General features: G+C 71.0%; 13 protein-coding genes. 4 read left to right on the top strand and 9 right to left on the bottom strand.

Features of this window, described 5'->3' with window-relative positions; translation table 11 throughout:
* Positions 1-9: 9 nt before the first annotated feature.
* Genes ABGB14_RS08320 through ABGB14_RS08300 form a run of 5 tightly spaced genes read right to left on the bottom strand, consistent with a single transcriptional unit; the run spans position 10 to position 10,391 of the window.
* The gene (locus ABGB14_RS08320) at positions 10-2,355 is read right to left on the bottom strand and encodes an SDR family NAD(P)-dependent oxidoreductase (protein WP_347642933.1); all 2,346 of its coding nucleotides are present in this window, start codon (positions 2,353-2,355) and stop codon (positions 10-12) included.
* Positions 2,352-3,686, bottom strand: a complete 1,335-nt coding sequence (locus ABGB14_RS08315) for a cytochrome P450 (protein ID WP_347642932.1) — start codon at positions 3,684-3,686, stop codon at positions 2,352-2,354. The genes ABGB14_RS08320 and ABGB14_RS08315 overlap by 4 nt, the downstream gene beginning before the upstream one ends.
* A complete protein-coding gene (locus ABGB14_RS08310) occupies positions 3,683-6,217 on the bottom strand; it encodes an SDR family NAD(P)-dependent oxidoreductase (protein WP_347642931.1) in 2,535 nt (844 codons plus the stop codon). The genes ABGB14_RS08315 and ABGB14_RS08310 overlap by 4 nt, the downstream gene beginning before the upstream one ends.
* Positions 6,214-9,168, bottom strand: a complete 2,955-nt coding sequence (locus ABGB14_RS08305) for an SDR family oxidoreductase (protein WP_347642930.1) — start codon at positions 9,166-9,168, stop codon at positions 6,214-6,216. Before ABGB14_RS08305 ends, ABGB14_RS08310 begins: the two co-directional genes overlap by 4 nt.
* A complete protein-coding gene (locus ABGB14_RS08300; protein WP_347642929.1) occupies positions 9,165-10,391 on the bottom strand; it encodes an acyltransferase domain-containing protein in 1,227 nt (408 codons plus the stop codon). Before ABGB14_RS08300 ends, ABGB14_RS08305 begins: the two co-directional genes overlap by 4 nt.
* Before the next feature lie 549 nt (positions 10,392-10,940).
* Between ABGB14_RS08300 and ABGB14_RS08295 the strand changes: the two genes are divergently transcribed.
* Complete coding sequence (locus ABGB14_RS08295) at positions 10,941-12,230, top strand: erythromycin esterase family protein (protein ID WP_347642928.1); 1,290 nt, start codon at positions 10,941-10,943, stop codon at positions 12,228-12,230.
* 210 nt (positions 12,231-12,440) lie between these two features.
* On the opposite strand, the gene ABGB14_RS08290 is transcribed toward ABGB14_RS08295, so the two are convergent.
* A complete protein-coding gene (locus ABGB14_RS08290; RefSeq protein WP_347642927.1) occupies positions 12,441-13,199 on the bottom strand; it encodes an SDR family oxidoreductase in 759 nt (252 codons plus the stop codon).
* Between the two features lie 226 nt (positions 13,200-13,425).
* Here ABGB14_RS08290 and ABGB14_RS08285 point away from each other — a divergent pair, with 226 nt between their 5' ends.
* Positions 13,426-14,331: an AraC family transcriptional regulator gene (locus ABGB14_RS08285; RefSeq protein ID WP_347642926.1), complete on the top strand. Its 906-nt coding sequence runs from the start codon at positions 13,426-13,428 to the stop codon at positions 14,329-14,331.
* Between the two features lie 58 nt (positions 14,332-14,389).
* Here ABGB14_RS08285 and ABGB14_RS08280 read toward each other — a convergent pair whose 3' ends face one another.
* Both ABGB14_RS08280 and ABGB14_RS08275 read right to left on the bottom strand, forming a co-directional pair.
* The gene (locus ABGB14_RS08280) at positions 14,390-15,508 is read right to left on the bottom strand and encodes a hypothetical protein (protein WP_347642925.1); all 1,119 of its coding nucleotides are present in this window, start codon (positions 15,506-15,508) and stop codon (positions 14,390-14,392) included.
* Entirely contained in the window at positions 15,505-15,894 is a 390-nt protein-coding gene (locus tag ABGB14_RS08275) for a GntR family transcriptional regulator (RefSeq protein ID WP_347642924.1), read from the bottom strand. The genes ABGB14_RS08280 and ABGB14_RS08275 overlap by 4 nt, the downstream gene beginning before the upstream one ends.
* Before the next feature lie 188 nt (positions 15,895-16,082).
* On the opposite strand from ABGB14_RS08275, the gene ABGB14_RS08270 reads away from it, so the two are divergent.
* Positions 16,083-17,231 (top strand): acyltransferase, encoded by a 1,149-nt coding sequence (locus ABGB14_RS08270; RefSeq protein WP_347642923.1) that lies wholly within the window; start codon positions 16,083-16,085, stop codon positions 17,229-17,231.
* Positions 17,232-17,294: 63 nt separating this feature from the next.
* Here the strand turns inward: ABGB14_RS08270 and ABGB14_RS08265 are convergent, their stop codons facing one another.
* Entirely contained in the window at positions 17,295-17,957 is a 663-nt protein-coding gene (locus ABGB14_RS08265; RefSeq protein ID WP_347642922.1) for a hypothetical protein, read from the bottom strand.
* Positions 17,958-18,572: 615 nt separating this feature from the next.
* On the opposite strand from ABGB14_RS08265, the gene ABGB14_RS08260 reads away from it, so the two are divergent.
* The gene (locus ABGB14_RS08260; protein WP_347642921.1) at positions 18,573-19,967 is read left to right on the top strand and encodes a cytochrome b N-terminal domain-containing protein; all 1,395 of its coding nucleotides are present in this window, start codon (positions 18,573-18,575) and stop codon (positions 19,965-19,967) included.
* Positions 19,968-19,978: the final 11 nt, after the last annotated feature.

Below are 19,978 nucleotides of genomic sequence, written 5' to 3'. Positions count from 1 at the left end.
CAGCGCCCGTCAGGGAGTGGACGGTGCGTCCGGGGTCGTCGCCCGCTGCCCGGCGGAGGACGAGGCTGCGGGCACGGCGGCCACCCCCTCGACGGACAGGACCTGGCGGCCTGATCGCAGCCCGGCCCAGCCGCCGGCGACCGGACGAAGCTCGTCGACCTGCTGCGCCCCTGGATACGGCACGATGCGGGCGATCTCCACGACGTCGCCCGTCACCCGCCCTGCCCGGCGCACCACGGCGTCGAGCGCGGCAGGGGCGATCCCGTGCTCCGGCGGGAACGGCGACGTCCACAGATCGGCTGCGGTCACCGTGGGCAGCGGGTCTCCCGCGCCGAGGATCAGCCCTGACCAGTCCAGCCGGCCGCCGGAAGCGGCCACGCCGTGCGTGACCGGTGGCGGCACGGGCCGCGCAGGCTCCGGCGGCGACGACCCGTAGAGCAGCCGCAGCGACGCGGCCGTCTCCCCGGTCTCGCTCGTGATCGTGACCTGGACGCTCCAGCCCTGCGCCGTGGTCTCGCCCAGCGCCCGGGTGGTGAACCGGCTCCCGCCCGGGGCCAGAACCAGCGCGGGCAGCCGGACCTTCACGTCACGCGCCTCGGCCAGATGCTGGGGCGGCCGGTCCGGCGGCACGACCCAGTCGGCGACCGAGCAGGCCTGCTCGATCAGCACCGAGATCGGCAGCGCGGCACGCCCGTCAACGGTGAACTCGGCCAGGCACGGATGAGCGCCCGGTGTATGGACCACGCTGCTGCGCAGCTCGCGGGACGGCTCGAACAGCTCGACCGTGCCCAGGAAGTGCGCGAGCCCATGCAACCGGGGCAGGTCCGGATGCCCGGTGAAGAGCCTGAAGCCACGTAGCTGGGTGGGCACCAGCGCGCTGCCGACCTGGCCGATGAACATGACCTCCCCGGTGCCGCCTGAGCGCAGTTCGCGGATCCACCGCTCGACTCCGTCGGCCGGGTCGATCGTGGACACGTAGCGGACCGCCGCGTCATAGTTGGCGATCACCCCGAGCCGCTCCCAGGTCGGCCAGCACAACGTCTGCACGGGCAGCCCGTGGGTGTTGCGCGCCCAGAACCCGAGCCTGGTCAGAGCCTCGTTGCCCGCCGCGTAGTCGATCTGCCCGATCATGCCGCCCATCCGGCCGGCCAGCGAGCCGACGTTGCAGAACACCTTGACCGGGTCCCGCCCCGCGCTGAGCACCGCGCGGGTGAGGTTGGCGAAGCCCGTCACCTTCACGTCGACCGTTCGGACCACCTCTTCCGGGCTCTTGTTGTCGAGCCTGGTCGGCAGGTCGATGCCCGCGTTGTGGACGATCACGCTGGGGTCGGGGATGCGGGCGAACAGCGCGTCGACCTGTTCCGGCCGCACGCAGTCGCACGGCTCGTACGTGATGCGCAGGCCGTCCCGGCGGGCCGCCGCCAGGTTCGCGCCGACCTGCCGGAGCTCGGCCTCGCGTTTGAGCAGGGCGCGTACGTCCCGCAGTTCCCTGGCGGTGCGGGCGGAGCTCACTCTGGCCCGGCAGTACTCGGAGTAGGCGGCGTCGTCCATGGTCAGCCAGCGGGCGTCGACCGGAAGCTCACCGCGGCCGGTCACCACGACCTGGCAGCCGAACTCCTCCGCGACCCCGCGGGCCAGGGCGAAGCCGACGCCACGGGCGCCTCCCGAGATCAGCACCACGTCATCGGACCCCAGCTCGACGCGGGGCGGCGGTTCCGGGCCGGGCCGCGCGGTCAGGGCATGGCGGACCCCCTGCCGGTAGCCGATCTCGAACAGGTCCCAGGCCGCCAGCTCAGCAGTCAGCAGCTCCGCCAGGTGGGCCGGCCCGAGGGCGTCGACGTCCAGGACTTTCACCGCGAGGTTGGGCAGCTCGCGGGGCAGGCACTTGGCGAAACCGGCCCAGATCCCGCCCAGCGGGGAGTCGATCGGCCCATCGTCGTAGCCCATCAGCCCGCCCATGGCGGTGACGGCGACGTAGCAGGACCGGTCGGCGCGCGGGTCGGCTCCCCAGGCACCGTATCTGCGCTGCACCATCCGGGTCGTCCTGGCCAGCGCGTCCCGCCATTCCCCGCCGTCGAGCCGGTAGGGGACGCCCACGACGTTCAGGTCGACGATCCCGTCCCAGTCGTCCCGCTCGGGTTCGCGGCCGGGCACGCAGAGGTCCGCGCCGAGCGCGCTCGCCACCTCTGCGGCCAGCTCCGCGTCGGAGCCGATGACCAGCAGCCGCCGGGCCACGGGGGTGGAGGGCGGAAGCGGGAGCGGCACGGGCTCCCAGACCATGCGATGCACGGGCCGGACGAAGGAGGCGGTGTCGAAGGACACCAGGTGCGGGCGGACGGGCGCGGCGGTCGTCACATCCGCTCCTGCACGACCGCGGGGAGCCCCCCGCTGGGGAACAGCGTGACGTAGTGTCCGCTGCGGACGGTGTGCGCGCCGGAAAGCCGCAGCCGGTAGCGCTGCGACAGCATGGCGACCGCGGTCACCAGCGTGGCCATCGCCAGCCCCTTGCCGATGCACATGCGCCGCCCGCCGCCGAACGGCAGGAAGGCGTGCTTGTGCCGCTTGTTCCGGGTGTCGTCGAGGAAACGCCGGGGATCGTAGGCCTCCGGGTCGGTCCAGTGCTCGGGTGAGCGGTGCGTGCCGTACACGCTGAGCAGAACCGTCGTCCCCGCGGGCACCTCGCGACCGGCCAGGCAGTCCGGCTCTACGGCGTCGCGGGGGAACTGCCAGACCGGCGGGTGCAGGCGCAGCGCCTCGTTGATCGCGGCCGTGGTCTCCACCAGTTCGCCCAGCTGGTCGGGGGCGGGCGTCTGTCCCGCGAGCACCTCGTCGACCTCGCGCTCGACGGCGCGGCGGGCCTGGGGGTGCCTGGCCAGCTCGTACATGGTCCAGGCGAGCGCCTGGCCGGTCGTGTCGGAGCCGGCCAGCAGCAGGGTGCGGAGGTTGTCCGACACCTCAGCCTCGGACAGGCCGCCGCCGAGCAGTCGCCCGGCGGCGTCGGAGCCGTACTCGCCGCTGGCGCGGCGAGAGCTGATCACCCCGTGGATGATGCCGTCGAGCACCCGGTTCGCCCACTTCCGTTCGCGGTGGTACCGGGTGGGCACGAAGGCAGGGATCATGGCGGGCAACGCCATGACCGTGCGGTTGTAGATGACCTTGCTGGCGATCGCGGCGGCCCGCGCGTAGCCGGTGCCCGACAGGTCTCGGCTGATCAGCGCCATGCCCACGACCCTGGAGGCGACGTCCATCAGGTCGGGCGCCACGTCCACGACGACGCCGGAGTCCGCGTGCGCCGCCCAGCGGCGGATGACCTCCTCGACGGCGCCGACGGCTTCGCGCGCGTTGCCGCGCACGCGTTCCGGGCTGAACGCGGGCTGGACCGCCCTGCGCGGCCCGCGCCACTGATCGGTGTCGAGCGTCAGCAGGCCGGAGCCCATGACGCCGGAGAATCCGCGGTAGAGCTTGCCCCGCACATAGTTGTCCGGGTTGGTACGCAACACCCGCTCGATCGCCTCTGGCTCGGTGACCTGCACGAACGGGATGGGCAGCTTGACCGACACGAGCGAGTCGCGTTCCTGCATGCGCAGGGTGTAGGCCAGCGGGTCCTTGAAGTAGGGGATGGCGTCACCGATCACCGGCAGCCCGGCAGGGCCGTGGGCGACAGGGCAGGTTCCCGGGCGTGTCATGAGCGCTCCTCGCGGTCGAATCGTTCCCTGTCGAGGTATTCGCCCGTCTCCTGGTCCACGTAGCCGACGATGGCGCCCGAGATGTCCTTGACCTGGAGCAGCACCTCGCCGTCGGCCGCCACCGCGATCGCCCGGTTCTCGGGCTCGGGATCCTCCAGATCGAGGTCGACAGGGGTGACGTACAGTTCGACCGGGTCGGCCAGCGCGGCGAGCGTCAGGTCGGTGTGGCCGCCGTACAGGTCGATGCGCCGGACCGTGCGCGGGATCGCGACGGGCGTCCAGCGGTCCGCGACGGTGTGCAGAACGGCCACGCGCACCAGGCCGTCCAGCGCGACGGAGGGGACGAGCAGGCCGGGGAACCAGCGTCGCAACGCGGGCACGTCGAGCGCGAGCCGGCCTCGCCGACCCAGCGGGTGTGTCCGGGTGTCGGTGGTCGACCGGAACACCTCGCGCAGCAGCACGTCCGACCCTGGCGCGTGGTAGGGGTCGCGGAGGGGCTTGCTGCCGTGCTCGTCCCAGTGGGTCCACCTCGGGCCGGGCACGGGAGCGTCGCGCAGCCGTACGGTCACCGAGAAGTGCAGCCTGTCGCGGGCGACGGTGACGCCGTTGGGCGCCACCACGTCGCCCCGCACGCGGACGGCGACCACCGACTCGCGCTCGTCGGTGCGCACCAGCGTGGCGGTGAGCCGTTTGACCTCGGGCCGGTCCTTCCGGTAGATCCGCAGGAACGACTCCAGCCGCAGGTCTTCGAAGACGACCGGGACCCGGTCGGGCACCAGCGACACCGCGGCTTGCGCGGCCAACTCGGGCACGAAGGTGCCGGGCAGGGTCGGATAGCCGCTCACCTGGTGAAACTCCAGATAGCCGTCCCTGTCGAGGGTGAACGTACGCTCCGCGACCAGCTCCGTGGCGTCGCGACGCAGCACCGTGTCGATGTACGGCAGCGCCCGCGCCTCGCCCGTGCAGAAGGTCAGGAACTCCGGACGGATGCCTCTGACGAGCTCGCGTTCCTTGTCGCCCAGGAACACCGTGGCCGGCGCGTCCCGCACGGCGGTCAGCTCGGTGAGGAAGTGGTCGACGCCCTCCTCGGTCGGCATCGGGGTGTACGCGTCGATCTCGGCGAGGAAGGCCCGCATCAGCGGGGTGGCACCGAGCCCGACGTCCCGCCAGAGGGTCCAGCCGATGGTGAACTCGTTCTCGGCGCTCATCGCGGCCATGTTGAGGAAGTCGTTGGCCGCGGCGTAGTCGGTCTCGCCGCGCTGGCCGGTCAGCCCGATGAACGAGCCGAAGTTGCACCAGCGGCGCGGTTCCCGCCCGCGCAGCGCCTGCTTGAGGTTCAGGTAGGTGTGCACCTTGAGGTCACGCACCGCGCGGAAGTCGGCGAGCGACTTCGCGGTGACATCGGAGGCCCGGTTGGTGCCGGCGATGTTGAGCAGGAGGTCGACGGGGCCGCTCACAGCGTCGACGGCCCGCTGCACCGCGGCCGGGTCCCGGAGGTCGCAGCGCAGGTAGCGGACCCGCCCGGGACCGGACAGCCGTTCCAGCTCGGTGAGCGTGTCGCGGACCTGCCGCTGCTCGAGCAGCCGGTCGAACCTGGCGTTCGCCTCGGCCACGCTGACCCGGTTCGGCCCGTTGAGCCGGGCCCTGATGAACGTGCTGCGGTCCGGCAGCCGCTGGGAGTCGCCGGGCGGCTCGGAGCTGCCCAGGATCACGATGCGCGGGCGGTACCGCCCGGCCAGCGCCGTGAGGATCGGTGCGCCGATGCCGCGCGCGCCGCCCGCGGCCACCACCAAGGAGTCCTGGCTCAGCGCCGGCATTCCGTCCGGCGTCGCGTCGGCGGGCACCGCTCGCGGGGTGAGCCGGCGCCCGCCGGCGTGATAGGTCACCGGGAGGAGCTGGGCGGCGCCCAGCTCGGCGCTCACCGTGGCCAGCACCTCCTCCAGCGGCACCGCCTCGTGCACGGTGGCGAGCACGCCGGTGTCCGGCAGCTCCAGCGCCAGGCTCTTGACCAGGCCCGTGAACAACCCGGTGAGGGGCAGCGGCACCCCCTCCGCGGTGACGCCGCCCACCACGCTCACGACGAACGAGCCGCCCGCCAGGCGTGGCGCGCGCTCCTTGGCCGTCATGAACGTGCGCTCGTGCAGCTCGAGCAGTTCGCGGACCCGGTCGGACCAGCGGGCGTCGCGCAGGCTGGGATCGGTGGCGTCCACCAGCACCCGTACGTGCCGGGATGCCTGACCGTCCTGGTGGGCCAGCGCGGCGCGGAATGCGGCGGAGTTGGTGAGCACCACCGCGTCCACCGGGATCGCGGGAGGGGCGGAGCGGACGGGCCTGCGCGGGGCGGGCGCCAGCTCGATCACGTGGCGATCCAACAGCGGAGGAGCCGCCTTCTGCTGCCTGCTGAGCCGGATCACCCGAGGGCTCGACAGCCGGTCGGCCCTGAGCTCGATCGCCGTCCGGCTCTGCTCGCCGCTCAGGAAGGCGACCAGTTCGCGCCCGCCCTGCGCGCCCAGGAAGTTCGCGCGGGTCATGCGATCGCCTCCAGCATCTCCTCCACGGCGGACTCCACGGACACCTCGGCGAGCACCGGCAGGCCCTCCGCCAGCGCCAGCGACTTCCTGGTGACCGCGAACAGGAACGTCCCCTCGCCGATCTCCTCGCCACCCAGCAGGCGGCCCCATGACGTGAGGCTGTTGCCGTTGCTTCCTGCTATCAGGGCCACGTCCACGTCGCCGAAGTCCAGGTAGCACCCGGCGACCTCGAAGGCGTCGGCGAGCGACGCTGCGCCGCCGTCCACGGCGATGTTGAGCCCACGCAGGTCGAAGTAGCTGCACAGCCGCGCCGGGATGACGTTGGGCATCTCACCGGGGAAGGAGTCCTCGTCGGGCTCGCCGATCAGCCCATTCACGCGTTCGCGCAGCTCCCGCGCGTTGGGGACGGCTTGGCGGTCGAGCTCGTCCAGGTGGGCGCGGATCGCGTACAGGACCGCGTTCCTGGTGGGCCCGGTGTGGCCCACCACGACCCCGGTGGTACGGCTGTGCCGCCGGCAGAATTCGCGTACCCGGGGGTCCATCCGGTGCATGCACTCGATGATCATGAGCTGGGTGCGATCGGTCGCCCGGATCGTGGAGGCCGGCATGCGCAGCCGGGCGAACGGCGGGCTCGGGTAGCCGTCGCCGAACGAGTTCGGCAGGATGGTCCTGCCGTGCGCCCACTCCGCGACCTGCGCGTTGCCCTCGGCGCCGGGCACGTGCGCCGACCAGTCGACGATCACCATGGGCTCGCCGGTTCTGGCCCCGTAGCCGGTCCTGCCTCGACGGCCCGGCCGGAACTCCTGGATGAGCATGTGCGCGTTCGTGCCGCCGAAGCCGAAGCCGGACACGGCGACGGTGCGCGGCCGGTCGGGCCGCGCCGGCCAGGGCACAGGTCGCGCGGGGATCTCCAGGTTGCACGACTCCAGGCCGAAGCTGTCCGGGGCCGCCGAGAAGCGGTGCTGGGCGGGGATGACCTCGTGCCGCAGCCCCAGAAGGGCGTGGATGACCGACACCACCCCGGCCGCCCAGCCCGTGTGGCCGATCAGGGACTTGTTCGAGGTCACCTGGACCGGATGCGTCCCGGCGTAGGCAGCGCGCAGGCTCAGGAACTCGGCCTCGTCGCCCGCAGGGGTTCCGGTGGCGTGCGCGATCACCCAGTCGACCTCCGCGGCTTCGACGCGCGACCTGGCCAGCGCGCGGGCGACGGCCAGTTCCTGGCCCGCGCTGGACGGCGCGTAGATGGCCTTGCCCTTGCCGTCCGCGGACAGCCCGACCCCGGCGATCAGGCCGTACACGGTGTCGCCGTCGGCAAGGGCCCTGGACAGCCGCTTCAGCACCACGGCGCCCGCTCCGTCGGAGAACAGCACGCCGTCGGCGGTCCTGTCGAGCGCGCGCACCTCTCCGCTCCTGGACAGCCCGTACAACTTGGAGAACAGCACCGACCCGCTGGGGACCAGCGCGAACGCTCCGCCGCACACGGCGACGTCGGCGCGGCCGGACAGCAGGTCACGCATGCCCAGGTCGATCGCGTACAACGAGGACGAGCACGCCGTGTCCACCATGAGGAGCCGGGTCCCCGCCGGCAGCAGGCCCTCGATGGCGCCGGCGCCGATCCGGTGCGGGAACGGCTGCGATCGGATGGCGTCACCGTGCCACAGCACGGAGTCGGGAACCTCGCCCAGTTCCTCGCGGATGATCGCTTCCTGCAGGTGCTGGCTGCCGTCCGGGGTGAAGCCGAAACAGGCGGTGTACGTGTCGCCGTCCCGCCTGGCCACGCCCTCCAGCGCCTGGTGCAGGCTGTGCCTCAGCCACACCGTGGTGAAGTCGAGCCCGTCGTCCGGCCGCTCGGCGGCCAGCTCGGGGTGCGGTGTGAATCCGGTGATGAAGCCCGAGCGACGCTGGTAGGTCTTGTCGGCGGCGCTCGGGTCGTCGTCGTGGAAGCCCGCCATCGACCAGCGATCGGCCGGGACGTCGACGAACAGCTCCGCGCCCTCCATGAGCAGCGACCAGAACGCGTCCGGGTCACTGGCCCCCGGCACGGCCAGCCCCATGCCGACCACCGCGATCGGATCGGCGTCCTGATCGGGGTACGCCTCCGCTTTCGGTGCCGGCACCGGTTCCGGTCGCGGTCGCGGCTCCGGGTCCGGCTCCGGGTCCGGGTCCGGGTCCGGGGACGGGTCCGGGGACGGGGACGTGGCGCGGCGCTGCAACGACATGCCGCCGTCTGCCACCACGGTCTGCCCAGTGATCCATCCCGCACCGGGAGAGGCCAGCAGCAGAACCAGGTCGGCCAGATCCTCCGGAGTGGCCAGCCGCCCCAGAGGGGTGGCCGCCACCAGGTTTGCGCTCACCGACTCGAATCCCGGGAACATACGGCCGACCGGATTGTCCATGAGCGCGACGGAGGCGGTGTTCACCCGGATGCCGTCCGGGGCGAACTCCGCCGCCAAATAGCGGGTCAGCGCCTCCAAAGCCGCCTTGGACAGTCCGATCGGCAGGTAGTTGGCCGGGGCGTACGCCGCGCCGAGCGAGGAGACGTTGACGATGCGGCCCGCGCAGGATCGGGCCAGCAGCGAGCGGGCCGCCCTCGCGCACCAGAGCGCGCCCTTGACGTTGACGTCGAACGCCTGGTCCAGGTGCTCCTCCGTCAGCTCATCCCAGGCGGCGAACGTCCCGCCTGCGGCGTTGTTCACCAGCAGGTCCAGCCGTCCGTGGGTGGCGTTGACCTGGTCGAACATCCTCCGAACCTGATCCGGCTTGGCCACGGAGGCCCTGATCACCTCAACGCCGTCGCCCAGTTCGGCCGCGAGGGTCCTGGCCTCGTCGTACGAGTGGAAGCAGTTGACGATCACCTTGGCGCCGGCCTCGGCGAGCGAGCGCACGATGCGCGCGCCCACGCTGCCCGCGCCGCCGGTGACGAGAGCGACGCGGCCGTGGAAGTCCGTCATGTCGTGCCCGCCCTGGCAAGCGAGCCGATGACGAAGTCCACCACGTCGCCGAACGTCCGGTAGTCGGCCATCCGCATGTCGTCGGGCGGCGGGCCCAGCTGGAACAGCACGCCGAGCCTCCCCATCAGCTCCACCCGCTTGACCGAGTCGACGCCGAGGTCGGCCTCCAGCTCGGCGCTGTCCTCGAAGACCTCCTGGGGGTACTCCAGCGTCGTGGCGTAGAGGTCACGTACCCGGGCGGCGACCGCCTCCCTCGACGGTGGCCCCGCGGGCGTCTCCACCGGCGGCGTCGGCGCGGGAGGCACGGGCATGCGCTGCGTCGGAACAGACGCGAAGGGCGTGCTCGTCTGTTGCGGCGGGGTGGCGGCGGCGGACGTGCCCGTCTCCGGTGTCACGGCCGCGGGCGGGCTCGCGACGGTCGTGCCGGTGTGCCGCGCCGTCCGTGGCTCGGCGGCGGGGGCCAGGTACTGTCCGGTCTCGCGGAGCGTGTCCAGGTCCGGCAGCAGCGGCGTGTGCACGGAGGCGGCCGGCTCGATCGAGCGGACCCGGGAGGTCAGCGCGTGCCCCGCCCCCACTTCCACCCACACGCCGGCGCCCGAGCGGTGCAGCCGCTCCACGGTGGGCCCGAACCGCACCGGTGTGACGAGGTGAGAGGCGAGCAGCTCGCCGAGGTCGTCGGAGTCACGGTAGTAGCGGCCGAGCACAGGTGAGAAGACCGGAACGCGCAGGGGCCTCGGGCTGTATCCGCTGAGCCGGCGGGCCAGCTCCTGCCGCGCCTGGGCGAGCAGCGGACTGTGGAACGGGTGCGGCGCGTGCAGCGCGGTCGACGGCAGCCCGATCGCGGCGGCGATCGTCGCCGTGCGGCGCAGCGCGTCAGCCGTCCCCGCGACCACCGTCTGTCCCGGCCCGTTGTCCACCGCAACGACTGCGCCGGAGGTCGGGAGCAGATCGAGGATGCGCTGGGCCCGGTCGGGCGCGCAGCCCAGCGCCAGCAGTCCGCCGCCGCTGGTGTCATGCTCACGCAGCACGGTGATCCGGTGGCAGAGGATCTCCGCACCCTCGGCGACGTCCAGCGCGCCGCCGGCGACCAGGGCCGCGATTTCGCCGAGGCTGTGCCCGACGAGCACGCTGAACCTCGCCCCCTGCCCGGACAGCGCACGAAAGGCCGCGACCGAGGTGGCGAAAACAGCGAGTTGCAGCACGTCCGGCGCCGCATCAAGCAATTGGTCGGCGGTATTATCGGAGAAGGCTCGGCCCAGACCTTTTCCGATAAGGCCGTCGGCCACCGCGTCAATAATCTCGATCGCCTGAGCGGCCTCGGAATCATGCGCGCGCAACCGCGCCAAAGCATCCGGAAGATATGCCCCTTGACCTGGAACAAGACCCACAACAATCTCAACGGAGCTCAGCATTCTGGTCCCCCTCAGAGCACGGTGTCGACGAGATTCCCAATCTTTTGATCGGCGTTTCATATTCCGCGTGCGAGCTCGATGACGCCAAGATTAACCGCGCTCACACAGCGTGGACACCCCTAACCCAGGCTCCGGATCAAGGGTGATCGCGAAGCCACCGCCTGGCCATCTTGATAGGGTCACGGCATGCCCACTGGCAGCTTGTTTCTCTGACCGCGCCCGCGAGAGGCGGCAGCGCTGGAGCCCGCGCCGCTCCGGCGGTGACCGGACGCACGCCGGCTGAGGCGGCGTTCCGGCGATCTGCCGCGCGCTCCTGACCGAGGTCAACCATCACTCGACGGAGAAACGAGCACCATCACCATGACGTTCCCCACCGCTTCGGGACATTCGGCCCACCCGTTGGCCGAGCACATCACCGTACTGACCACCCTCGACCCCGACGAGCCGCTCCTGGACGATCTCCACCCGCTGCGCGCCATCGTGGAGGACGCCCGGGTCGTGGCCATCGGGGAGGGCGCGCACTTCGTGCACGAGTTCACGCTCGCCCGCGCGCGGTTGCTCCGCTACCTGCTGGAACACTGCGGATTCACCGTCGTGGCGTTCGAGATGGGCTCCGGTGACGCCGCGGCCGTCAATCCCTGGCTCGCCGGCGACGGAGACGAGGACGACCTGCTCCAGGTGGCCGGCCGGCACACCGTCAACCTGTTCGGGGAGCTGCTGCGCCGGCTGCGCCGCTACAACCGCGGCAGGTCCCGTCCCGTCCGGATCGTCGGGATCGATCTGCCCAACAGCCTGACCCTTCTGCCCGATCTCGACCCGGTCGCCGGCTACCTGCGCATGGTCGACGAGGGGATCACCGACATGGTGGCCGGCCTCCTGCGGACGGCCGGCGCGATCACCGGCGGTTCGGCCGCCGCGTCGGCCCCGCGATGGGCGAGCCTCGACCAGGCCGACCAGGAGTCCCTGACGGCCGGACTGGCCCGGCTGTCGTTGCGGATGCGGGCGCTCGAACCGCTCTACGTGGCCCGCAGCGACCAGCACGGCTACGACGTCGCACGCCGCCACCTGGAGGCGGCCTGCCACACCGACTACATGCTGCGGGCCATGAGCGCCCTGTTCTCCGGGACGGGCCTGCCCGACGACACCTCCATCCGCGACCACTACATGGCCACCTGCCTGCGGTGGCACCTCGACCGCCTCGACCCCGGCGCCCGCGTCGTCGTGGTCGCGCACAACAACCACATCCAGAAGACCCTGGTCACCTATGACGGCCACCCCACCGCCCTGCCGATGGGCCACCACCTGGCCCGCGGCCTCGGCGGGCACTACCGCGCCGTGGGCCTGACCCACACTGCGGACCACGTGCCTGACATGGTCTGGCCCGCCGAGGACTCCCCGGTCGGATTCACCATCGAATCCGACCGCCTCGCGGCCCCGCCTCCGGGCAGCTTGGAGAAGGCCCTGGTGGACGCCGGACTCGCCGCGGACGTCACCCTGACCGATCTGCGCTCCCCCGACCCCGAGGTGACGGCCCTCGACGCCATCCGGTCGCAGAGCGCCACCATGGACACGCCCGTCGCCCAGACGTTCGACGCGGTCCTGTGCACGCCCACCGCGACCGCCGACCCCACCGCCACTTTCACGTCCTAGATCCCTCAGGAGACGGACGCGGCGTGCGGGACCCGGCCTGGGCCCGCACGCCGCGACGTCCCCAGCGCCTCAGGTCCCTGCCCGCGGTGGAGTACCCGTCACCGTGCGGAACGCTCCAGGTGACGGGGCTCGCCCGGCCACCGGATCGACAGGATGTGAACCTGTGTCCCCTTGGCTCCAGGCGCGTCGAGGACCGCCCGGCCGAGGCGTCTAGAGGTGGAAGCCGCCCGAGATCGTGATGTTCTGGGCGGTGACCCAGCGGCTCTCGTCGGAGACGAGTGTGGCGATCATGGCGCCGATGTCGTCGGGTTCGCCGGTCCGGCCGAACGCGGTTTTCGCGGCGAGGGCAGCGACGACCTCGGGGAACCGGGTGAAGGCGTCGCCGCCGAGCCCGGTGCGGGTCGGACCGGGTGAGACGGCGTTGACGCGGATGCCTCTCGTGGCGAATTCCTTGGCCATGTACCGGGTCAGCACGTCAAGCCCGCCCTTCATCGACGCGTAGGCCGAGTAGCCGGGCTCCAATCCCGCCGTACCCGTCGAGCTGCTGCTCGTGTTGACGATGGCCCCGCCGTCCGCCAGCAGGGGCAGCAGCCGCTGCGTGAGGAAGTACGGCCCCTTGAGCAGGACCCGCATGAGCCTGTCGAACGTCTCCTCGGTCGTGTCCTCGATCAACGACGTCTCGGCGTGACCGGCGTTGTTCACCAGGTGGTCGAAGGTGTCGCGCTGCCAGGTGTCGCGCAGCACGCCGGCCACCGTATCGCGGAAGGCCGCGAAGGTTCCGGCATCGCCGAGGTCCAGCGGCAGCGCGACGGCCTTGCCGCCCTCCTTCTCGATGACGGCGGCCGTTTCCAGCCCCGCTCGCGCGTTGGCGCCGTAGGTCAAGATCACTCCGGTTCCGCGCCTGGCGATCTCGATGGCGGCGCTCTGTCCGATGCCGGAGCTGGCGCCCGTGATGACGGCGACCTTCATGGTGTGTTCCTCCTGCGTACGTGTCCGTGCCCGAACAAGGCGGCGCCATGCGGCGGGGGGCAGGTCCCGGACGAGCCGATCGGTGCCCCGGCCGTGGCGGCGTTGGAATGCGGTGATCTCATTCAACCGGCTTGACCTGCGGGAACGTTAGAACGATCCTCGCCCGTACGTGCACGATCCTCTCGCGTACGGGAACCAGGCCCCGGAATCGTGCTGCAATGGCCACATGCGGCTCGAAGAACTCCGCGACCAGCTGGCCCGGCACGCCCGGCCCGACTGGACCACCGCCATCGACGATGTCCTCGTCTCGAAGATCGACCGTTCGGAACCGCCGGCGCTCACGATGTCCGGCACGGTGCTGGCGGTCATCGCCCAGGGCGCCAAGCGCCTCGCGCTGGGCGACCGGATCTTCGAGTACGGCGCCGGACAGTACCTGGTCGCGTCGGTCGACCTGCCGATCACCGGCCAGTTCCTTCAGGCGAACCCCGAGCAGCCGGCGTTGGGCTTCGGGCTCACCCTGGAACCGTCCGCCGTCGCCGAGTTGCTGCTGGCGGCAGGGCCCGGCGACCTTCCTCCCATCGGTGGCGGCGCGTCGCCGGGGATCGCCGTCAGCGACGCTCCGGCCGAGTTGCTCGACGCGGTGGTCCGGCTGCTGCGCCTGCTCGACGAGCCTCGCGACCGGGCCGTGCTGGCCCCGCTGATCAAGCGCGAGATCCTGTGGCGCGTGATCACCGGTGAGCAGGGTGCCACGGTTCGCCAGCTCGGACTCGCCGACAGCGGTCTCAGCCACGTTTCCCGCGCCGTGCGCTGGATCCGCGAGCACTACGCGCAGCGCTTCCGGGTCGAGGACGTGGCGAGGCTGTCCGGCATGAGCGTGTCGGCCTTCTACCGCAACTTCCATGCGGTGACCGCGATGAGCCCCATCCAGTTCCAGAAGCAGATCCGGCTGCAGGAGGCCCGGCTGCTGCTCGCCGTCCACCCGAACGACGTCACGGGAGTCTGCCACCGGGTCGGCTATGACAACCCGTCACAGTTCAGCCGGGAATACCGCCGCCAGTTCGGCATGCCCCCCAGCCAGGACGCCGCCCGCCTGCATCACGCCGCGCGTACCCCTGCGAGTGTCCTCCCCTGAGCCGTCCCGGACGGGTGCTCCTCGCGTCAACGGCGTCTGTTCCCTCGGGAGGGGCGGATCACACGGCACCCGCCAGCAGCAGCCCCGCCACCACGACCAGGGCGACGGCGAGGCTGCCGAGCAGGAGCCAGGCGATCGGATGGCCGAGGTTGAGGGTCCACGACGAGGAGCCGAGACGGTCGTGCACGAGCAGGGCGGGGTCGCGGCGGTTGACGTAGACCGAGCCGGCCAGGTGCCAGTGCTGATCGTCGTCGCGCTGCCCGAGCCCGGAGTCCTCCAGTTCCTCACCCGGCAGAAGGGGCAGCCGGTGCCCGGCCTGGCCCACCTTGACCTCCCACATCAGCCAGCCGCCCGCCAGCACGGCGAGCGGGGCATAGATGGTCACCTGCCAGACGATCGAGGGGGTGACGATCTCCCACAGGTGCAGGGCCGCGAACAGCAGGCTCAGGTTGAGGCAGGCCGCGCTCAGCAGCGACATCACCGCCATCCCGCGCAGGTAGGTGCGGTAGCGGCGGGCCGAGCCCCTGGGCCTGGCGGCGTCGAGGTCGGGGCGGGCGCGCAGCACGACCAGGACCATGGCGACGGCGATCACGGTGAGGACGAGCTGGAAGATCACCGGCTGGAACGCGCTGAGCACGGTCGTGGGCTCGCGCCGCGCGGCTTCGGTGGCGTACCCGAGAAGCGACGGCAGCGTGGCCGGCAGCGTGCCGTGACGCGCCCAGCCGATGCCCGCGGTGAGGAGGACGGCGGCCAGGGCGGGAAGGGCCCACGGCCACGGCACACGGACCGGGTCGGTACGGAAGGTGGTGTCCACGGCGACGCCCTGGCGCCGCTCGGCGGTCCACCCCCCGGTGAGCTTGGCGGTGCGGATCATGCGATGGGCGCGGTGGAACAGCAGCACGTCCAGGACCGCCAGCACCGACGTGGTGACGCCGATCGCGGCGGCGGACCGCGTGATCAGCAGCACCGGGATCGAGGCCACCGCGACGAGCGCGCCCGCCGCCACGGTCAGGCGTGCGTAGGAGCGACGCGCGGCGATGACGGCCGGGTCGTCCACCCGCTGGACGCCGACGCGCACTCCGAACGGAAGGGTGGGCCTGGCCAGCGCGGGAAGCGCCAGCACCAGGGCCGTGACCAGCGCGGTGGCGATCAGGCCGGTGCACAGGATCATGATCACGTGTGCTCCTCGAAACCCGTCAGCAGCGCCTCGGTCCGGCGCAGCACCTCCTGCCGGTCCATGCCCTGGACGGTGGCCTCCGCCAGCAGCACGCGCACGCGTTCCTCCCAGTCGTCGATGAAAGCCGCCTCTGGTGGCCCGGTCGTGGCGTCACGCCGTACGACCGCGCCGCTCTTGCGGTTGATCCGGATGACGCCCTGCTGTCGCAGCAGGTCGTACGCCTTGTTCACGGTGTGGAAGTTGATGCCGAAATCGGCGGCCAGTTGCCGCGTGGAAGGCAACGGATCGCCTTCGTGCGCCTGCCGTCTGGCGATCCCCTCCACGATCCTGTCCCGGATCTGCTGGTAGATCGGGATCTCGCTGTCAAGGTCAAGGGTCAGCCGCACGTCGCTACTCTATCTGCTATACAACAAGTAACACAAACTTTTTCAGGGGGACACCTCATGCCGCGAGCAGAGATCCACCAGACACCACCGGCCCTCCCCGTCACGTCGTGGACCGGGTTATCCACGAGGGAGACCGGCCCGCCCGAGCACGCCGCTCGCGCCACACGGCCCGGAGGGACGGCGAACCGATGACGCAGCCCGTCAACCAGCAGGCCGCGCCGCCCACCACCGCCCCGCGGCTTCTCCATGTCGACAACCTACGCACCGCCCTGATGGCGCTCGTGGTGATCCACCATTCCGTGATCGCTTACAGCAACGTCCAGGGCTGGTACTACACGGAGCCGGCCGACTCCTCAGGAGGGCTGCTGGACCTGCTGCTCGTGGTCAACCAGGCGTTCTTCATGGGGGCCTTCTTCCTCGTCTCAGGGCTGTTCGTGCCGCGCTCCTACGACCGCAAGGGGGCCGGGCAGTTCCTGAGGGAGCGGCTGCTGCGCCTGGGAGTCCCGCTGCTGCTGTGGCTGCTGCTGATCCGTCCCCTCGTGACCATCGGCAGGTACACCGCCGCCGCTGAGGCCGCCGCCCGGCAGGGAACCGACCTGCCCTACTGGAAGTTCTACCTGCTCCACTACACACCGGGTCCGTTGTGGTTCGTCGAGGTGCTGCTCGTGTTCAGCGCGCTCTACGTCCTGTGGCGGCGCCTGGCCGGCCAGGGCCGGCGCACGCCTGAGACGGCCACCGGCCGGGCGCCCGGCGCCGCCGCGATCGCCGGGTTCGTCATCGGGCTGTCCCTGGTGACGTACGTGTGGCGCATGGTGGCGCCGATGGGCGTCACCGTGCTGGGGCTGCCGTCGTTCGGCTACCTGCCGCAGTACGCGGCGCTGTTCGTCGTCGGGCTGATCGCCGCCCGGCGCGGCTGGCTGGAGAGCCTGCCCGGAGCGGCCGGCCGGGCCGGGTTCGCCACCGCGGCCGGCGCCGCGGCCGCGGTCGTCCTCGTCGTGGGCGCCTTCGGAGAGACGAGCCTGGGCCACGGAACCCTGCCGTCCCTGCTGATGGCCGTCTCGGAGTCGGCTTTCGCCGTCGGCATCATCCTCGGCCTCGTGGTGCTGTTCAGGGAACGCCTCGGCCGCCAGGGCCGGCTGCGCCGGTTCCTGTCGGCGCACGCCTTCACCGTCTACGTCACCCACCCGGCCGTGATCGTCGCCCTCAACCACGCCCTGAGCGGCGTGGAGGCGCCCTCGATCGCGAAGGCCGCGCTGCTCACCGCCATCGCGCTGCCGCTGTGCTGGGCGGCGGCGTACGTGGTCCGCGCCCTGCCGGGCGCCCGGAAGGTCCTGTAGATCCGTAGCGAGGGAGCGACGACCAGGACGGCCGGCGACAGGCCACCGCCCCCGCCCCATCCGTCACCCCGCCACGTCGCCGGCCCGCAGCGGCGCCGGACCCGTCACGGCCGGTTCCGGTTCGCCTCCGGTCACCGGCTCCGGCCCGCTGCGGAACCGGTAGCCGACGGACCGGAGGTGTCGATATTCCAGGGCGGCCAGCATCAGGGACGTGACCGTCCCGCAGAGGTTCAGCGTCAGCCAGAGCCCGTGAGGCACGCCTTTGGTGTCGCCCTCGAAGAGCTCCAGGCCGTTGATCAGCAACATGAGAGCCGTTGTGCCGACCGGCGCGAGCAGCGGGTGGATCTCGCCGGTCCACAAGCCGGTACGCGCGGCCCAGTAGACCGTGCAGCACCAGAAACACACGAACCAGAGAATCAGCAGGGGCACGACGAGGATGAAGAACAGTGCCGCCCTCGGGTCGGGGTTGGTGATGTCGACGTGGCCGTCGCCGAGACTCAGCAGCAGGAACGGCAGAAAGAAGATGGCCAGTGCGAGCGCCCCGCGTCCGAGGAGACGCCTCGCGCCACGCATGAGTTGCAGGCGGCGGCCGGGGCGGGTCACGACGAGCATCACGAGAAACGCCAGCGGCGGCAGCAGCAGGGCGTACGCCCCGGTCTGGAGCGCCTTCAGGAACATGTTTCCCGAAACGAAAAGAACGTCCTGGTATCCGTAGGTCGCAATCATGACCGCGACCATGCCGGCCACCGACCGCCAGAATGCGAGCCGATCCAGCATCCGGTCATTTCTGAGCGGGCCGACCCTCGGTTTGAACACGAGTTTGGCGGTGAGCCATGGCAGAAGCACAGAAGCGACGGTCCGCCAGCGAGACAGCTCCACCCATTCCCCCAGATCCGGTTCCGCGATTTCGTCCGCACGAGATGAACGTTCGAACGCGACAGTTCCGGCTACAAGATTATCGAAAGGGCTTGCACGCCACTTGCAGATTTCTGACCCGGGCTACCTAGAAAGACATGCTGGAGTGACCGGTCAGGACGGCGCAAATGAATGTACGACCTGCGGCTGCCGCGCCTGCAATCATCGTATTTCTCGAACAATGAGGGAGAGGAGACAGCAGCCCCGTCATGGTCTCGTCTTCGCCTCCATCGACGCCCCGACGTACGCAGAGCGTTCCGGAAGGTCGGAAGGGCGCGCCGGGCAGTGGCCGGCGCCCGTCACGCGCGACCGGCCCTGGTTCCGGCCCTCCGCAGTGACGGAACTCACGGTCACAAAGGCCCTTCCCGACGTCACACCGGCCGGCCCGATCGCGTCTTGTGTGCAGGCAAGCTTAGGGGGCCCAAGATGCGTTCGTTGCCGGCCATACGCCGCTCGTTCCAGTTCTCCCACTGGTCGTTCATGTTCGCGGAGATCGCCGTCTGGTCATTCGTCGTTCTGCTGGTGACCGGGGCGATGCTCATGCTGTTCTACGACCCCGGCATGTCCCAGGTGACCTATGACGGTTCCTACGGCCCGCTGCGCGGGCTCCTCGTCAGCAGCGCGTTCGACTCGACCATGCATCTGAGCCTGGAGGTGCGCGGCGGGCTGCTCATCCGCCAGATGCACCACTGGTCGGCGCTCGTCTTCGTGGCGGCCGTCGTGTTGCAGGTGCTGCGCATGTTCCTCACCGGCGCGTTCCGCCGCCCGCGCAGCCGGCAGTGGCTGATCTGGGTGGCGCTGCTGGCGTTGGGCATGTTCGCAGGCGAGACCGGCAACGCCCTGCCCGACGACATGCTGTCGAGCGGGAGCCTGTGGTTGATCATGTCGGTCATGCAGTCCATCCCGGTGGTGGGGACCTGGGTGACGTCGCTGCTGTTCGGCTCGGACTTTCCCGGCGACAGGGTCATTCCGGTCATGTACGTCGTGCACCTGCTGCTCGCGGCCGTCATGGCCGGGCTGCTGGTCGTCCGTGAACTGCTGGTGCGGCGGCACGGCCACTCGCGGTTCGTCACCTCGCTGCCGGTGCGGCGAAGCGCCCGCCCGCTGATGGCGGTCGCGACGTTCGGCATGCTGATCATCCTCGGGTTCGGGTTCCAGATCGCCCCGATCTGGCTGTACGGTCCGGCCAGGCCGACGCAGATCTCGGCGGGCTCGGTGCCCGATTGGTACATGGGGTTCCTCGACGGCGCCCTGCGGATCATGCCCGCGTGGGAGCTCACCCTCGGGGAGTACACGCTCAGCCTCGCGGTCCTCGTCCCCACGGTGGTGGTCCCCGGGGTCTTCTTCACCGCGCTGGCCACGTATCCGCTTGCCGAGCGTTTCCTCCTCGCGCGACGCGGCCGCCGCGACGCGCTGGGTCGGCCTGAGAGCGCGCGCCGCACGGTCCGTGAGACACCCGCGCGAAACCTGCTCGACCGGTCGCGCGACACGCCCGTGAAGACGGCCATCGCCGCCGCCGGGATCACGTTCTACGGCCTGCTGTGGGCAGCCGCGGCCAACGACCAGCTCGCCCACCAGTTCCAGCTCACTCTCAACGCCGTGACGATCTTCTTCCGATACGCCGTGGTCATCGGGCCGGTCGTCGCCTTCGTCGTCACCCGGTGGATCTGCCTCGCACTCCAGCAGTCGGACCGCGACGTGGCCGAGCACGGCATGGAGACAGGGATCATCGTCCGATCCCCCGACGGCGGATTCCACGAGCGGATGGCGCCGGTGCGGCAAGAGCGCGATCGTCACCGGGAGTTGAGCCGGTCAGCATAGGTAGAGGTCGA

This window comes from Nonomuraea sp. B10E15 (assembly GCF_039871615.1).
GTDB lineage: Bacteria > Actinomycetota > Actinomycetes > Streptosporangiales > Streptosporangiaceae > Nonomuraea.
This window is presented reverse-complemented; position numbering and strand designations above follow the sequence as displayed.

Bases quoted from the DNA above. Each gene is read 5' to 3' on its own strand.
- ABGB14_RS08315 (WP_347642932.1), bottom strand. From the start codon at position 3,686: ATGACACGCCCGGGAACCTGCCCTGTCGCCCACGGCCCTGCCGGGCTG.
- ABGB14_RS08310 (WP_347642931.1), bottom strand. From the start codon at position 6,217: ATGACCCGCGCGAACTTCCTGGGCGCGCAGGGCGGGCGCGAACTGGTC.
- ABGB14_RS08305 (WP_347642930.1), bottom strand. From the start codon at position 9,168: ATGACGGACTTCCACGGCCGCGTCGCTCTCGTCACCGGCGGCGCGGGC.
- ABGB14_RS08295 (WP_347642928.1), top strand. From the start codon at position 10,941: ATGACGTTCCCCACCGCTTCGGGACATTCGGCCCACCCGTTGGCCGAG.
- ABGB14_RS08290 (WP_347642927.1), bottom strand. From the start codon at position 13,199: ATGAAGGTCGCCGTCATCACGGGCGCCAGCTCCGGCATCGGACAGAGC.
- ABGB14_RS08285 (WP_347642926.1), top strand. From the start codon at position 13,426: ATGCGGCTCGAAGAACTCCGCGACCAGCTGGCCCGGCACGCCCGGCCC.
- ABGB14_RS08270 (WP_347642923.1), top strand. From the start codon at position 16,083: ATGACGCAGCCCGTCAACCAGCAGGCCGCGCCGCCCACCACCGCCCCG.
- ABGB14_RS08265 (WP_347642922.1), bottom strand. From the start codon at position 17,957: ATGATTGCGACCTACGGATACCAGGACGTTCTTTTCGTTTCGGGAAAC.
- ABGB14_RS08260 (WP_347642921.1), top strand. From the start codon at position 18,573: ATGCGTTCGTTGCCGGCCATACGCCGCTCGTTCCAGTTCTCCCACTGG.